Below are 17,379 nucleotides of genomic sequence, written 5' to 3' on the forward strand. Positions count from 1 at the left end.
TCCCCCTACCAGGGAAGGGGGATAATTTCACTTTCGCCTTAGAGGATGCTGTTGGCTAATCGGGGAAAAACGATTTCATTTCACATTTTTACCGCTACACTGAATGCTTCTCTTTTCTCCAATTGAGTGGAGAGTTGGGGGATTAAATGTGTAGCATCCCCAAGGGAAATTCGGATAACAAAAAATATCGGGATACTGCCGTTAAAAGTGCGTTATCATGCCGTAGATTGCCCAAATTGCCATTGCTCGCAGGTAATGACTGGCGCGGAAAGTACCGGCAGCAGTAATCGCTTCCGGGGTTCGGAATTGCAACCCATTCTCATAAATTTGCTGCACCACAGCTTCCGTCATTTGGAAGGCTTCCTCTTTCATTCCCATCTGGATCATGAATGCTGCTAGCCCAAAGTTAATACCAGTCCAAACTTCCAGGGGATGAGTCGCGTCGGGGTTTGCTGGTGTACCGTCGGGTTTGACGCCATTAACGGCACCGATAAAGGTTTCAGGTTGGGAGGGCGGGAGGTGCCGATTGAAATTCAAAAAACAAGAATTATAGACAGTTTTTAAGGCAGATTCGGCACGCTCAAGCGGCACGAGATCGGGTAATTTTAATAAACGAGCGTAGAATTGACCGCATAGCTGATCTGCCATCACGATATCAGAGCCGCTTTCGCTATCGAGCCGGTAGTATTGACCGTTCCAGAGTTTTTCTTGATACACCTGCCGGGATTGTTTTAGCCAGGTTTGGTATTCGGTAATCGGTAATTGGTAATCAGGGGAATTTTCTTCGGAATTGAACTCAGACTTGTGTAATATTTCACCAATCGCGATCGCTGCCTCTAGTGCCGCAATCCACAAGCCGCCGCAGTAGGCGCTAACCCCCTGCAACTTCCAATCATCAAACGTTTGATCGGGCGCACCCGAATTTTCGGGAATCCCATCCCCATCGATATCAAATTGCTTGACATAAGCAAGCGTCTTCACAATCGGCACCCAACACTCGCGCAAAAATTCGATATCTGTGGAACCCGTTAAGACAAAATCTCGATAAACCTGCAACACAAAGTCACAAGGTAAATCTTTCCACAGGTTGCAATCTTGATAGCTGGTGTAGTTCGTTTTCTCCCACGGATGCTCGTTGGGGGCACCCAAATCGTGGGGCGTCGCATCGGCGGCTTTGCGAATGGCTGAGGCTTGGTTATAGCCGATAATTCGGGGCGTCTCGTCGTGGGTGGAAATCGCCCGTGCATAAGCTTCTAGCACCGCTTTGTCCAGTTTAGGCCAGAGCATCATCAAAGCAAATGAGCCGTAAAGTCGCACATCTAAGCTTTCGTACCAGCGATAATCCAAGCACTCTAGGACGCCAAATTGCCCCACAGGGTCATCTTCCGAAGCCGCAGTCCAGAGGGTGCCGCCGTCGCAAAGTAAGTACAGCTCATTAAACAGCGCCATTTTGAACCAATTGGGCAAGTCTTGACGCTGCAAAATCGGCTGTTGCCACTCCCGAATCGCATCCTTCCACATATCATCTTGCTTGAGAGCGGTGCGGACGATCGACCAGGCATTTTTGCCGTTTCGACCAAAGAAATCGGTGTAGCGGCGGTAGTATTGAGTGCCCAGATTTGGTTGCTGGTTGCTCTGTGAGAAGTCCATTACTGGAAAATCCCAGCAGACGATGAAGGGAATTTGGCGAGTTCTCCCAGGTTTTAGAGTAAACCGGACAGCGATCGCGCAACCGATTTGTTCTCCCGGTGCTGCCGGAGTTTCATCTTCTCGATCTGGCAACGAGCCATTACAAGCGAATAAATCCCAAATATCTGAGCCATCCCCAATCGGGTTCCAACGACCGTGATAGAAGACTTCTAAACTAGGATTCGTGACAGTTGCGATCGCCCACTGTCCTTCTCCCTCTCCGACTTCATCGTGTAGCCTCACCCGATCTAGCAGACACCCCACTCGGTGGAAGTCCACAATCCACTGATTTAAATTTCCGGTACTATCCCCCCAGCGCGGCTGGTACTCGTAAACCGGACTGCCATCATCCCGCACCCGCACTTCTGGAGATTGAATTGCATTCGTAAACCAACCTACGACATTCTGCCACGTCAGCATGATGCTAATCGTGATCGGCTTATCCGTAGGATTGTGGGCAGTCCAGTGAAAGATTCCTGTCGGGTAAGAGCTTTCTTGATAGTTACCCGCCCAAATGGGGGAGAATTGCTCGCACGTCAACTGAGACTGAAACACCCCTTCATAGACAAACCAGCTGCGGGGATACAGCGCATGATAGGTTCCCGAAGAATTTCCGACCGACTCCGGACTCCCGGCTCCCGACTCACGACTCCTCCCTTCCTTTGGATACCATAACCACCGGGATAAAGTCCCATCCTCAGGCGGTTCTGTACAAAGCGCATAAGCTTGCGCGGGGGAGTCTTCTGGCTGCTCGAAGATGCTGAACTGACAAGCAGGCAGACTCCGGAAGACGTGTTCTCCGCCATCCAAATGCCACAAGTTAAAGTCGCCACGCGAAGAACGACCGATGCATCCGGCTCCAAAGCCACCCAAGGGCATCCCGTGCCAAGGGCCATCGTCGAGATTACTAGGGTAGCGAACCGTGTGGGGTTTGTCCCAGCCGAGACCAATGGGACGACTCCAAGTGCAATCGGGTATTTCGGGGCGAGGGCGTTGATAGATCATGCCTTGATTTTACGGTCTTTCGTTCCTACGATTACCCAAATTTTGTCAGTTCTTCTCTAGCTTCCCGATAAATTGGGGAGTTAAGAAGTCTATATACTGCAAACAAAAAACAAAATGTATTAGCATTGCACATTACGTAGTATTACTTAAGTGCGAAAAATTTTTTTGTTGATTTCTCCTGAAAAATACGTAACTTAATCTATATTTTACAGGCATCTCTTTATAATCATCTGTATGACTAAATATTAAGAAATTGCACTACAATTTTAAATTTTTAATTATTTCTTTACCTCTAAAAAAATGACAAACTTCACTAAACTTTTATAGATTTTTTATCATTTCCGATGCTTACTTTTATGTCTAAAGGGGGATGATAAAAAATATTCAATTTGATCGCTAGAGTATTACATGGAAGTTATCTCTCAGAAAACTGATTCATCAGCGAATCCACAGCCAGAGTTAGTTCAAAAAAAAGCTGACGAACTTCTCAAACGATACGCAACCGGACAAAGAACCTTTAGTAAGGTAACAATGCAGGCAGGCAAGCTATGTATTTCTACATTTAACTTGATGGGAGCCAATTTAAGAACTGCTTGTCTAAGCAGAATTGTCCTAGTTGGCGCTAACCTAAGTCAAGCTGATTTGGCTGCAATCGACTTAAGACGCTCGGATCTCAGTAAAGCCAATTTAACTGGCGCGAACTTATGGAAAGCAGACCTCAGTGGGACGAACCTTAGTTATGCAAATTTAAGTGAAGCTTTTTTAGGAGGAGCTAACTTGAATGGAGTGAATCTATATGGAGCTAATTTGAGTCGAACCAATCTCAGAGGAGCCGATTTGTTGGAAGTTGACTTGAGCGGAGCCATTCTGACTCAGGCAATTATGCCCGATGGCAGTATCCATGAGTGAAAAGGATTGGGAACATTTTAAGGGATGCCCAGAACCAAAGCAGAATATCGCCCAACGCGAAGAGGGCGCGGCGTTTGTCTAGAGGTATCCCTTGGCTGAATCAACGCGCGATCGCGTTCCATCTACTCTCCATGTATATGTAAAATATCTTAGGTCTACCTACTTTGCTTTCCAATAGCTGTGCGTTGACCGTTGTTGATTAATTAGAGTGTATTTGTAAAATGGGTCTTAAAATCGTCGAGAATTTTGACAGTAGTTTTGCGCTTGCGCCAGAAGCGAAGGAAGCTCTGTTCAGTTTATTAACAGGTGAAGCTTTTCTCACCCAAATTACCGAACAGACAAACTGGGAAGGGGTTGAGTTTACAGAATTACTTTTTCAACCCATTCCTTACAGCACTGCAACTCCCAAAGGAATGCCAGCAGAATTTGAAAAATATAAAGAATCTGCCGAGCATATTATCATCAACGTGCCGCCGAACTTTATGTTCAAAGCAAAAATATTTAAACCGTCTCGTCTTTGTGCCATTTATAGAAAGGCGCAGTTAAATTAAGATAGGCTAGGTGGTTGAAACCGCAGCTATACACACAAAACCTGCCTTCTTTGGTTTAAAATTTATGATTTTTCGTTAGTCCGTGCCAAGCGGACTTATTTTGTTTAGCCGCGATTTCCAGTTACCAGGGCTAATAAGTTGACGATGAGCGCTCCTCCATAAGTCGTCAAAGTGAGATACCCGACTTCTTGAAGAAGTCGGGTATCTGAATTTTTAGCATCTTACAAGGCAATTATTTGAAGCTTTTGCAGCGTTTATTTAAAAGGACTCCAAAAATAAAAAATAGAATTTTTAAAATAGCTAAAAATAATCCAGAAGGTAAATAGACAAAAATATTTATCTATCATAAGGTCATAAAGTGAAAACAGTTTTATCAAGTTAGTCTGAGGACTCAGCTAACAGTCCTATGTTAAAAGTGTTAAAAGTCACGCGCTCTCAACTGCAACGTTATGGTGTTGCTGCTTTGTCAGTTATCTTAACATTGCTGCTGCTGATGCTATTGCCGCCGACTAATACATCCATTTCGCCCCTGTTTTTTGCCGCCGTGACGTTCAGTGCCTGGTATGGCGGACTGGGGCCAGGGATAGTGGCTACGATAGTGGCTGTTTTAGCTAACAACTATTTCTTCGTACCTCCGATCTATCAGCTAGCAATCAGCCGTGAGACGGACGTTCTCCAGCTAGTCATATTTAGCTTAGTCGCACTGCTGATTAGTTCGTTAAATGCAGAATTACTGGCTGCGAAGCAACGAAGTGAGGCAAGCTTATCAAAACTAGAAGTAAGCTACCGTCGCCTGATTGATACAGCTCACGAAGGCATCTGGTTGATTACCCCAAACTTGCGGACAGATTACGCGAATCAGCGGTTAGCTGAGATGTTGGGTTACAGCGTCCAAGAGATGGGCGATCGCTTTGTTTTTGACTTCATCAATCGAGAGGAACGCATCGAGGCAGAGCAACACATTGAGCGAAGTAAACAGGGAATTCGAGAGCAATTTGATTTTCGGCTTCGCCGTAAAAATGGCGAAGACCTTTGGGCAATCCTCTCCACAAACCCGATTCTCAATCGGCAAGGTGAGTTTATCGGGGTGCTGACAATGCTGACCGACATCACCAAGCGCAAACAAACCGAGAAGGCACTCCAAGAGAGCGAGAGGCGCTTCCGACGACTGGTTGAGGCGAATATTTTTGGTGTCACCTTCGCCAACTTTACCGGAAAAATCAACTACGCCAACGACGCTTTCCTGAAATTAGTCGGATATGAGCGGGAGGATTTGGTTTCGGGTCGGCTTTCCTGGGAACAGATAACACCGCCGGAATATCTGCATTTGGATGCACAGGCAGCCGAAGAACTCAAGAAAAATGGTGTCTGTACCCCATTTGAAAAAGAATATATCCGTAAAGACGGGAGCCGGGTTCCCATTCTTATTGGTGGTGCCCTGTTACAGGAACCTTACGACCAGCAACAAGAAGGGATGGCCTTCTTGATAGACATAAGCGATCGCAAGCGAGCGGAGGAAGCGCTTCAACTGCGATCGCAAGCACTCCAGAATCAGCAGCAATGGTTAGAAGACGTGCTGAATCTGATGCCATCTCCTTTGCTGTTTGTTGAGCCAGGAACGGGTCGAGTCCTGTTTTCCAACCGAGCCGCTGACGAGTTGGCAGGAGGCGAATTTCCCAAAGATAAACCAGCCGAAGAGTACCACACCGTTTACTATTGCACGGATGCGACGGGAGCGCAGATTCCCAACGAGCAAATGCCAGGGGTACGAGTGGCACGCGGCGAACGGCTCAACGGGTTTGAGATGAACTGGCACACGCCAGGAGGAATCCGTTCCCTGATTGTCTTTGCGGATACCCTGCCACCGATGCACGGTCATTCCTCGGTCTGTGTCGTGATGTTCCAAGACATTAGCAAACGCAAGCAAGCAGAAGCAGCTCTGCGCCAGAGTCAGGAGCGGTATTCTACCTTAGCGAGAGTTTCACGGGTGGGAATCTTTCATACAGACAGTCGGGGGAAGTGTTTGTATACCAACGAACGCTGGTGCGAACTGACCGGAATCACTCCAGAAGCCGCATTGGGAGAAGGTTGGGAAACTGCTCTTCATCCGGAGGATCGCCAACGCATCTTTGAATGGTATCAAGCCGCGCAGGGAAATCGGCTGTTCCAATCAGAGTATCGATATCAGCATTCTGATGGTTCGGTGACTTGGGTATTAGGTCAAGCGGCTCCTGAAATTGGAGAAAACGGTGAGACCATCGGTTACGTTGGGACTGTCACCGATATTAGCGATCGCAAACAAATAGAAATCGCACTGCAAGAAAGCGAAATGCGACTGCGGCGCATCGTTGACTCAAATATCATTGGCATCTTTTTCGGCGATCTGAGCGGCAAAATTACCGAAGCCAACGATGCCTTCCTGCAAATCGTCGGCTATACGCGGGAGGATTTACAGGCAGGTGAAATTGCTTGGAATCTGATGACTCCACCAGAATACATCGAGCGGACTCAGCAGGCGGTTAAGGAACTCAGAGAACAGGGGGTTTGCGTTCCCTTTGAAAAAGAATTGATCCGTAAAGATGGCAGCCGCGTCTTTGTACTGGTAGGGACTGCTTTGTTTGAGGGATCTCTACAAGAACAGGGTGTCTGCTACGTCCTCGATCTGAGCGAACGCAAGCGAGCCGAAGAAGAACGCGATCGCCTCTTCAAGCTGGAACAGGCAGCACGCGCTCAAGCGGAGTCAGCCAACCGGATGAAAGATGAATTTCTGGCTGTCCTCTCTCATGAGGTGAGAACGCCTCTCAATCCAATCCTGGGTTGGGCAAAACTCCTCCGCAGCCGCAAGTTTGATGAAAAAACCACCGCCCGCGCCCTAGAAACGATTGAGCGCAATGCCGAATTACAGTCACGGCTGATCGAGGATTTGCTAGATATTTCGCGGATTCTGCAAGGCAAACTGAGTTTAAATATTGCCCCGGTTAACTTGGTGGCAACGATTGAGGAGGCGATGGAAACGGTGCGTCTAGCAGCTGAAGCGAAGTCGATTCAAATTCACTCAGCGATCGCTCCCAATCTGGGTAAGGTATTGGGGGATGCCAATCGCTTACAGCAAGTCGTCTGGAATCTGCTCTCCAACGCTGTTAAATTTACACCGATAGGAGGACAGGTAAAAATTCAACTTTCACAAGTCCCCAGTCCAGAGAATTCTGAATTCATTGAATCAAAATTCAATCAAAATTCCTATGCCCAAATCCAAGTAAGAGACATGGGGAGGGGAATTCACCCAGACTTTTTGCCCTTCGTCTTTGATTCCTTTCGTCAAGCTGATAGCCAAACAACACGAGTATCCGGCGGATTAGGGTTAGGGCTGGCAATTGTCCACCACCTCGTAGAACTTCATGGGGGTACTGTTACGGCTGCAAGTCCGGGAGAAGGGCAAGGAGCAACCTTCAGTGTGACGCTACCCCTAATGACGACTGCGCCTCAGACGAGTCAGGACAATCCGTTACTTGATAATTCTCCAAATTTGGAAGGGGTAAAGCTACTGGTTGTCGATGATGAGGTGGATACGCGGGAGTTAATCGTCTTCATTCTCGAAGAGTGTGGCGCACAGGTACGCGCTGTGGCATCGGCGGCTGAGGCGCTGGAGGCGCTGCCTCAGATGAAGCCGGATTTGCTGTTGAGCGATATTGGAATGCCTGAAATGGATGGCTATATGCTGATTCGTCAAATCAGAGCCAAGAGTGCAGAGCAGGGGGGAGAGATTCCAGCGATCGCGCTAACCGCTTATGCTGGCGAAACTGACCATCAGCAAATACTAAAAGCAGGCTTCCAGAAACACCTCACCAAGCCAATCGAGCCAGACGAATTAGCGGTAGCGATCGCTAGCCTGATGAGCAGCACCCGTTACTGAAGCGACCCTTCCCGGAAGAATTGATGTTAGCTCAGTTGCACTAATTTAGTGCCGCATTTAGAACAGAACTTTGAGTTCGCTGGGTTCTGATTTCCACAGTTAGTACAGAAAACGTGAGTACGAGTCTCTAGAGCCGGAGAATGATTTGACGCGACTCCAATTGGCTGAGTTGCAACAGGAGAATCAACAGGTTGAGTACCCGGTGAATAAAGCTTGTAAACTTCAATCATCTCCTGAATGACTCTTGCTTCGCGCTTGTAATTTAGGCTATCGGTTGCGCCTTCTTTTTCTAGTTCGACGGCACGCCGATCCAGATATGTCTTAAGTTGGTGATACAGCGCTTGTTTTTTCTGCACCGTGTCAGCTTGGGTTAATTTTGCCGTCACCTGACGCTGAATTTCTTCTTGATCCGGGCGACACGCCAACACTTGCAGCACTTGCACCGCTTCTTCCCAACTAGAAGCGATATCAACGTTTTCCAAACCAATTACGGTTTGTCGGGTATAACGAATTACCTTTTCTTTGGTTAAGCGATTTTCTTCTATTCGCAAAACTTGTAACGCCCTTGCTTGTACAACGAGGCGGAAAATATCTGGATTTTCTGGAAAGATATCCCAAAACGGCGGCTCTTTTTGAATGTGAACGGGAATCGGCGGTTCTTTGCTTTCACCTTTAAGTTGCGCCCGTTTTGCCTGAATCGATTGTCCTTTCCAATCTTGATAAGATTGCTGCAACTCCGGCATTCCCTCAATGCAACGCAGAGAGAAACCACCAATTTCTTGTACAAAGACAATCCGGTGACGTTCAGCTTCTCCCAAGGGTGTAATCCCTTCATTACTGCCAACTCTCTCCCGTAGAATCGGGATGAGCTTAATTGCCGCTGGATCGCTGCTGTTGCGTCCGCCAACCAGGGCGACTTTGGCATTGAGGGCGGGGGTAAAGCCTGCGTCTTGACGTTTGAGAACGGCGTCAGAGAGTAAAATCAGCGGCTTCGATTTGCTGTAAGCAGTGCCGATGCGGTTGCGGATTTCGGCTTCGTCGTTGTTGAAGACTTTGAATAAGCGATCGCAAGCTGCTAATTCCCGCTTCAAGCGGCTACTTTCCGGCGCATTCATCACGACTAATTTAGCGCGATCGCTAATAATTTCTTTAAAGTCATTCTCCTGCACATCCGCTAAATTCGGCACATCAAATAGTCGCATCAACTCACCCGCCGCACGGTTACGCTTCCACAGCGGACTTGCTTCTGCGAGAACCTGAACTGACAAATTGCTACAAATGCCATCAATTCCCAACTCGTAGCGGCTCTTAGAACCTTCACTGGCACCTGCTTGTTGCTCAATTAAATCCCGATATAATTCATTGAGTTCTTCGCGGTTATAAAGCTTAATCCCATTCACAATCAAAGCGTCGGCACTATCCGCTTGTCGATCCGCTTTTTGCTGGAAATTATCGCGAGTTTGCTTCAACTTTTGATTTAATCGTACCAAACGGCGGTTTAATTCATCCAGATGTTCTAGCATTCTGGTAATGACTTCTAAACCTAGATATCTCGCTTGAGTTTGAATTGTCGCCACCAAGCTACCTTCTAAACCCGTTAGCGCTAACTCGCAGGATTTTTCCATATCTGCGTGCTTGGTAAGGGCAAACTTATTCTTAAACTCAGTAATATCTTGCAGCGCCTTTTCGTAATCTCTCTGTCGTTCCGTTTCCTTAGGTTGCCAAATTTTTTCTGATTCCCGACGAAACTTTTCGGCGGCATTTTCAAAAACTTGACGCACCGCCGTCACGAAAGCATCGGCAAATTTTGGCCCTCTCGTGCGATCCTCAATAATCCGATAAAACTCTTCGTCTAAGGCTTTTCGTCCTTGTTGCACGATGCGGTTGCGGTTATCGTACATCTTTTGCAAGAAGTCACCGTGCAATCGCTCATCCGGGCTTAATTTCCGCAAATGATTAGCTTTATATTCTTCAACTTTCGGCTGGAGATAATCTAAAAATTGAAGAATTTTACCCTTTTCTGAACCAACAATATTTACGCCTTGCTGGGTACATTGCAACTTATTATCCGTAGCAATTTCATTGCGGATAGAGTTTACCCAAGCGGAGATTTCGGTGATATATGACCTGTCACCAGCCGCCGCTAAATCTGCAATCAGTTCCCCTTCTGTAAGGCGCATCCGTTTCAGGTCACTTTGCACCATCTCTAATACATTCGGTGGCAACTGTACCGATTCATTCAGCCACCAGCGAATAAAATCAGCAGCAAGTCGATCTGATAAAGAAGTACGAATTTGAGCTATCGGAATTTCCACCGTAGACAACCCAAAACTCATAAAATTCTTAGGATATCCGCGTCCACCAGGATCTGCTTGCGCCCAAGCTCCTTTAATATTATCTCGAATCGAACGTTTATACGGCGCAAAATCAGAGGTTAAATCAAGAAAGATATTTTGGCAAATCATCTCTCGAATTTGGTCGAGAGTAAATTCACTTTCCCCGTTTTTTGTTCCAACCAGATAAGTAAAATCAAAAGGCGCAGATTTACTGCGAATTTCATCCACTAAACCACTGCTAAATTGGGCAATATATTCTGTTCTATAATCAGAAAAATAGCTCAATTCCATCAAAGCAGCGTAACCGTTAGCGAGAACGCGATCGCCTACATTAATACTGGCGAAAGCTGTAGGCATCGGCACAATTGCCGTTATCATTGGACTCGCTTGTCCCCGCAACCAATGGCGAACGCAATAGCCGATATCAATCAGCATTCCGCTACCCGTACCACCGGATAGAGAACCTGTCACAAAGACATTTAAACTCGTCGTATCTACCTTTATGCCATAGCGATCGCGCATAAAGGTTTCGTGTCCTTTGACGGCATCAGCAGCTTCATTAAACCGTCTTTGAAGTTTGTGATAATTACAATAAAAAGCAAATCGCCCATAACTGCGAATTTGTCCAGCACCAACTTCAATTGCCCCAATATTCCGCTCTAATTCGGTAGGAAACCAACTCTCTATCCAGGGATAGTTTCCCATATCCGACATAATTTTTTTGACTTCACTACCAGCAACACTTGCCCAATATTTTTCGTTGTCTTTGAAGGGAGAACCAGCGGCGGCAGGATTATTGACTTTGTACTCTCTATCGGTATCAATAATTAAAAAGCTGATTAGGGGGAAATTTTGCAGACTGCCATAAGTTTCCTCTACTAAACGGCGTACTCGTGACAATACTTCATGCCCGGTGCCGCCGATACCCACTAATACAGTGGGAACCATGCTTTTCTCTTCTACTGCCATAATATTTTCTCCTAGTAGCTATATTTTAGAATTTTTAACGCAAAGGAGCGCAGAGGTACGCAAAGAGAAGATTTTATTTGCGTACCTCTGGCTTTTAAAAATCTCACTTAACATTTAACAACGATATCCAATAAATTAAATAGCTGCCAAACAATTAAAGGTGTCAAAACACTCCAAAATAGAGCATTACTTAAGGATATTTGACCAGAAAGTGACCGATTAAGACCAATTAAACCTTGAAATAACCACCGATCCAGGGGTAAAATTAGCGTCCACATCAGGGCAATCCAAGTTGCGCCTAAACCAAGGATAAGCCATTTGAGATTACTGTTGAAACGGGTAAAAAATGTGTCGGTGAAGAGCATTTCTAGATGATTCTGTTCGCCAGACAGATAAATACCGCCAGTAGCTAAAGCTGCGGCTTGCAATTCTGGAGAGCCTTCCCCTATCACAACTGTATTAATTCTAACTTTACGATTCCTGGCATCGGTGATGATGGCTGGTGACACGTTAGCACCGCCATCGGTAACTAACAGTAATTCTCGACAGCGCTTTTGCCCAATAGTGCCGAGTGCTTCCGTACCTTTTTGAATTGCTAAGTTAATATCTGTCGTATTGTTCGCGACCAGTTGAGGGAGATCGGGATTTGCCAAAGCTTGAGTTAATTCGGCGTCCACTTGTTGACTGTCTGTTTTAAAATCACCCGTAAGCGATCGCACAACTCCCCCAAATCCCAAAACCTGTATCTGGTTTTTGTTTCTCAACTGCTGGGCGTTTTGTTGCAAATACGACCGCACCGCTGCGACTTCTTGGTACATTACTGTACCTGGGGCGTTAAATTCTGTACTGTAAGTGCTGCTGCTGAGGTCGATAGCGATCGCAACTGCTACTGGCGGTCTCCCTAATCCTAACAGCCAGATGAGTGCCGTCACGACGATACACGCTCCCAGCAACATCAACGGAATCTGGAATAACGGATACAACCACAAACCGCGACGAGAACGACTCACTTAAAACCCTGTTGTAAATTGATCATGACTCATGAGTCATCAACAACAACGACTCATGACAAGCAAAAACAAACTATAAACTACAGTCCTTCAACTACCGACTCCGGACTGCAATCAACCTAAAAACTCCTTCTTCTTCCCTCTCTTCCCTCTCTTCCCTCTCTTCCCTCTCTCTCCTCCCTTTCCTTCGTGTCCTTCGCGCCTAAAGCGCTTACGCGCATGGCTTCGCTAACGCGGTTCATTCTCTTTCTTCTAAATCGGGTTAAATTCATACTTAGATCCCGGCGGGCCATTAGAACCAGGCGCAGCTTGCACAAGCGGAACTTCATTGAGAACATTAAAATCCGTAGCAGTACCGCTAATTGGCACTCCCTGATTCAGCAGTTGAGAGACGCCCGAACGAGAAGGATTTTGGCTAAAAGCAGACGTTAGGGCTTTCGTCGCATCATAAGCGGTAGCGGTGCGCCAGCTAACACGTCCTTTCCAAATCGTGGCAGCTTGGTTGGCGAAAGGATCGTTCGGTTGAGAACTCCAGGGAACTGCCAGCACAATACCTTTAATCGCATCGCCGCCAGAGGTGAGAATTGTTGGGTTATACAGTTCATCTCCACCAATTAACTGTAACCCTTGCGTCCCCGTGGGATTGGCTTTGGCAATCGCGATCGCTTGATCGACTTTATTCTTGCTGAGTGCCAAGAAACCAATTTTCGCCCCCGCCCCAGTTGCATTCTGAATTTCAGTAGCAGCATTGAAATTGGCACCCGTAACATCTACTTCTTTCACGACTTTGCCGTTCACTTTAGATAAGGCGGTGGTGAACTGCTGCTTCAATTGCTGAGAGTAAGGACTATCGGCGTTGTAAAAAACCACCACAGACGGCGCGGAGGACTTTGCCGCGGTATATTTTGCTAAGGTGGTGCCGACGGTTTGCAGATAAGTACCCAGCAACTCATTGGCTTTTTTGGCGAGGGGGATGGTTTGCAAGGTAGACTGACCGCCAGAACCGGGAGTAATACTGGTACTGATGGGAGAAAGGACGGTTAACCCAGCTTGTTCGTACATCGCGATCGCTTGCTGGGAACCATTATCTACCCCGTGTCCCAAAACGCCTAAAATATTCGGTGACTTGGTGAGGTCTTGCGCCAAGGACACTGCTTTTACCGGGTCAACATCGTTGACAATTACCACTTCTAATAAGCGTCCGGGTGTCGCCGGAGACTGGTTAAACTCGTCTTGTGCTTGTCCCACACCCCGGAGAACTTCCTTCGCCGTGTCCGGACTGGGGGTGATGGGAACCACGACTGCCATTGTCAGGGGATTTCCGGCTTTTTTGGCTTTGGCGTTATTCAGGTAAATTTTGCTTTCGGGATCGTTCGGGTTAACGCTAACCGCTTGTTGATATTGCGCGATCGCATCCTCCCAATTTTTCTGGGCAAACGCGACTGCTGCGGCTGTTTTTTGGGAACTTGTTGCATCCTTTAACAGGATTTTCTCGCCTTGACTGATCAACTCGGCATTGTCAGCGGTATCGCTTGCGATCGCTTGCGGATCGGCAGTTTCCGTGGGTGCATTGTCGCTAGCGGTGGGAGATTGAGTCTCAGGAGACGCCACGATTGCCGGTTGTTTATTCCCCTGTGTCAGTTTATACAAGCCAAATCCCCCCGCCAGTGCCGCCAGAATCCCCAGCAGAATCAGGATTGGCAGCAAAAATGAAGGCTTAGAACCGGGCGGTTTAGAAATGACCGTTTTCTGGCTTTTCTGAGGACTCATTGCCTCTCTAGGCAAGCCACAAACAATACAATCTGGCCCGTGATTTTCCTGGGATGGATGGGCTTCATTGCTTGGGTACTGTTGATTGTTGTTTTTCGGTACACCATCACAGATCCATTTGCCTTGCGTATTCAATTCTGCCAATCTCCCTGGTAGCCATACTTACTATTTATTCTAATAATTCCAATCTTCTGCCGGATAGAGCAACTGTGTCATCCCCATTGGCATAAGGATTCATTCAGATTAAAAAAATTGATTATTATAGCTTAATCATTTAATTCTTGTTAGCGCGGCAACGTTCGCTGCTCCAGACGCTTTAAGATAGTGAAGGTGCATTATCCTTCACTAAGCTTGTGAAGCGTGAGCGCAGAAGTGTAGAGATAAGGTTAATTATTTTTAGCGCTTTTTTGGCAGTAAGATGACACCTAAAGGAAGAACCTCTGAGCTTAAGCCTAAATCTAAATTTAGGGATAAATTCAAGAGCAATATTTTTTTCCGGAATTTATTCAAGCCACCTCTGTGAGATTATCAAAAAGTCAAATAAATAACTCAAAAAATACCGATGACTTCTGAAAGCAATATTCCATCTCTTGCCAGCCTAGAATATATCCCTTACCTCGACGAAACCGGACATTTACCAGAGAAATTTCAGGGAAAAATTGGCGTATACGCAATATTCGATCGAGAGAAAGTGTTGCAACTGATCAACTATTCCCGCGATATCAATCTCAGTCTCAAGCAACATTTGGTACGTCAACACGAACGCTGCTATTGGCTAAAAGCACACACGAGCGATCGCCCGAACCGTACCCTGCTAGAAAGCATTCGGAATGCCTGGATTGAAGAAAATGGTGCCGTCCCTCCCGGTAATGGTTCCGAACAAGCTGCATGGAACGATCCGATTGATGCAAAACGAGCCATGACCGCTGAGGAACAAACTAAATTGACAAGTCCAGCGATGGATGAAGTCGGGCAAGGGAAGCTGTTAAAAAATGTAGCAAGGCGCGTTGAAGAAGAAATTTTTCAGCAGCTCAAAACCCGTGGAGTTCAAGAAGAACTGCGCTTTAATCCAAAATTAAAAGAAAGTGGCTTACTAGACCTGAAGTAAGGACGCGATAATCGCAAGTCTTCTACAATCCTTGCACCAAGCAACCCCGACCGCCCTAACATCCCATGAATCCACACCTGTTGAACAATCGCTATCGCATTATCCAGACGCTGGGAAGTGGTGGATTTGGTAACACCTTTCTGGCAGAAGATACTCATATGCCGTCACGGCGTCGCTGCGTAATTAAACAGCTCAAGCCAATGGCAAACAATCCCCAGATGTTCCAGATGGCGCAAGATCGATTCCAACGGGAAGCGGCTATTTTAGAGGCGATGGGTGAAGGTAGCGATCAAATTCCCAAGTTGTACGCCTACTTTTCGGAAGCTGGGCAGTTTCACCTGGTGCAGGAATTGATTGAAGGGCAAACCCTGACCAAAAAGGTGCAAACTCAGGGGTTAGTGCCTGAAAGTCAAGTTAAGGAGATACTTGTCAGTCTGCTGCCCGTCTTGGATTATATCCACAGCAAGGGCATCATTCACCGGGATATCAAACCGGACAATATTATTATCCGGCAACGGGATGGGAAGCCGGTATTGATTGATTTTGGTGCCGTTAAGGAAAGTATGGGTGCGGCGGTGCATCCAGGGAATGCTCCCGCCTCGATTGTAATTGGCACGCCGGGATTTATGCCGCCGGAACAGGGAGTCGGGCAACCCGTCTTCGCCAGCGACATATATAGTTTGGCGCTGACGGCGATTTATCTACTCACGGGGAAACTACCGCAAGATTTACCAACCGATCCGCGAACGGGGGAGATTTTGTGGCATCAGTCCGCAGCGAATGTTAGTCCGGGTTTTGTTGCTGTCTTGGATAAGGCGATTCAGTCGCATCCGCGCGATCGCTATTCCACTGCTAGAGAAATGCTCGATGCTTTACAATCGGGTGCAACTCCAACGGTGGCTTCTGCTGGGGGTGCTGGATCGAATATGGCAACCGTTGCGGTGTCTCCGGGTGGTGGCAGGAACGTTTCGCCTGCACCCGTCAATTCTCCGTATACCCCTCAAAACCCTGCGCCTGTAGTTGGTCAAGGACGGCGATGGAATCCTCTGCTAATCGGCATTGTGGGTGCAATTGTTTTGGTGAGCGCTATTGTCGGTCTTACCCAACTTTTCAAGAATTTTAGGCAACCGTCTCCCGTCACGTCATCTTTCCCATCAACATCACAACCAACCACCAGAGAAACAGAACGAACCCCTGAAAGAAATCGTCCCCTAGAGACATCGCCTGAACCATCACCGGAAAATTCACCGACCAGACAGGACGAAGCGACGCCGCCAGTTATTGCTGAATCTCCTAGTCCAAGATCGGAACGTTCACCCGAACCTGAACCAGCACGCACTACAGAACCCGCGCCCGTTCAATCTGCGACACCAGAACCAGCGCGATCACCTGAACCAGCGCGAACTCCCGAACCTGCACCCATACCCCAAAACAATAACCCGAATCCAAATCGTCCAGTTTCGAGCGTTCCCACATTTCCCGTCGGTACATCAAGAAGCACTATCCAAGCATCCCTCGGCAACCCAGACAGAGATGTAAGTGGCGCTTGGAGAACCCGCGCTGTCATCTATAACGTAGTGCCAAATCAGATCGATCTTGGCTACTTATTCGATCGAAATTCCGGTCGTCTTCGCCAAACTGAAGCCTCCTTTTACCCAACAGTAGATCCTCAAGTCATGGAGACTACTTTGGATGGATTATTAAAAGGTGGAGCCGATAATTACATTAAAGATGGACTCCAAAAAGTGCAACAGCGTCGCTTGAGTTCTTACCGTTTTACTCAAGGCTCTTTAAAAGGCATGATTGTCCGGCAAGATTGTGATGTTATTTACATCAGTATTTGGGAAGCAGATATGCACGATTACAATGTGTCTGCTGCTAGGAAATGTTAGTATTTTTATCGTCCGCTTTGGGACAATGCTAATAGTTGTAGTTTACAAACATTTGTTAGGTTTTGTCCCTCAGCCTCACCTACATGGGCTTCTAAATCGTGCTTTTCAGTCTACTATAGCAACCGCCAAGATAGTTAGGACGTAGAGTAGAGATCACCTGTTGTCCTGAAGTTATTCAAGCTGCTCATGGCAAACCCCTATAGTTATGACCTGCGTCAGAAGGTGAT

General features: G+C 47.0%; 9 protein-coding genes. 5 read left to right on the plus strand and 4 right to left on the minus strand.

The window, feature by feature from the left end; genetic code table 11:
• Nucleotides 1–201 precede the first annotated feature (201 nt).
• Nucleotides 202–2,694 (minus strand): GH116 family glycosyl hydrolase, encoded by a 2,493-nt coding sequence (locus NC994_RS21810; RefSeq protein ID WP_190433766.1) that lies wholly within the window; start codon nt 2,692–2,694, stop codon nt 202–204.
• A gap of 408 nt (nt 2,695–3,102) precedes the next feature.
• Between NC994_RS21810 and NC994_RS21815 the strand changes: the two genes are divergently transcribed.
• The 3 genes from NC994_RS21815 to NC994_RS21825 all read left to right on the plus strand — a co-directional run bounded on the left by NC994_RS21815 (nt 3,103) and on the right by NC994_RS21825 (nt 8,067).
• A complete protein-coding gene (locus NC994_RS21815) occupies nt 3,103–3,603 on the plus strand; it encodes a pentapeptide repeat-containing protein (RefSeq protein WP_190433787.1) in 501 nt (166 codons plus the stop codon).
• 221 nt (nt 3,604–3,824) lie between these two features.
• Entirely contained in the window at nt 3,825–4,154 is a 330-nt protein-coding gene (locus NC994_RS21820; protein ID WP_190433789.1) for a hypothetical protein, read from the plus strand.
• Nucleotides 4,155–4,560: 406 nt separating this feature from the next.
• The gene (locus NC994_RS21825; RefSeq protein WP_190433791.1) at nt 4,561–8,067 is read left to right on the plus strand and encodes a PAS domain S-box protein; all 3,507 of its coding nucleotides are present in this window, start codon (nt 4,561–4,563) and stop codon (nt 8,065–8,067) included.
• A 26-nt stretch (nt 8,068–8,093) separates the two neighbouring features.
• On the opposite strand, the gene NC994_RS21830 is transcribed toward NC994_RS21825, so the two are convergent.
• The 3 genes from NC994_RS21830 to NC994_RS21840 form a co-directional block, all read right to left on the minus strand.
• Nucleotides 8,094–11,372, minus strand: a complete 3,279-nt coding sequence (locus NC994_RS21830; RefSeq protein ID WP_190433793.1) for a tubulin-like doman-containing protein — start codon at nt 11,370–11,372, stop codon at nt 8,094–8,096.
• Nucleotides 11,373–11,479: 107 nt separating this feature from the next.
• Nucleotides 11,480–12,382: a VWA domain-containing protein gene (locus NC994_RS21835; RefSeq protein WP_190433794.1), complete on the minus strand. Its 903-nt coding sequence runs from the start codon at nt 12,380–12,382 to the stop codon at nt 11,480–11,482.
• Nucleotides 12,383–12,634: 252 nt separating this feature from the next.
• Complete coding sequence (locus NC994_RS21840) at nt 12,635–14,287, minus strand: ABC transporter substrate-binding protein (protein WP_190433796.1); 1,653 nt, start codon at nt 14,285–14,287, stop codon at nt 12,635–12,637.
• A gap of 427 nt (nt 14,288–14,714) precedes the next feature.
• On the opposite strand from NC994_RS21840, the gene NC994_RS21845 reads away from it, so the two are divergent.
• Both NC994_RS21845 and NC994_RS21850 read left to right on the plus strand, forming a co-directional pair.
• On the plus strand, nt 14,715–15,260 hold the full coding sequence (locus NC994_RS21845) for a GIY-YIG nuclease family protein (RefSeq protein ID WP_190433798.1): 546 nt from the start codon (nt 14,715–14,717) through the stop codon (nt 15,258–15,260).
• 65 nt (nt 15,261–15,325) lie between these two features.
• Nucleotides 15,326–17,152 carry a serine/threonine-protein kinase gene (locus NC994_RS21850; RefSeq protein WP_190433800.1) on the plus strand — a complete coding sequence of 609 codons (1,827 nt, stop codon included), beginning with the start codon at nt 15,326–15,328 and terminating at the stop codon, nt 17,150–17,152.
• The last annotated feature ends 227 nt before the right edge of the window (nt 17,153–17,379 follow it).

Origin of the sequence: Trichocoleus sp. AS-A1, from assembly GCF_039962015.1 — a bacterium.
Classification (GTDB): domain Bacteria; phylum Cyanobacteriota; class Cyanobacteriia; order Cyanobacteriales; family FACHB-T130; genus FACHB-T130.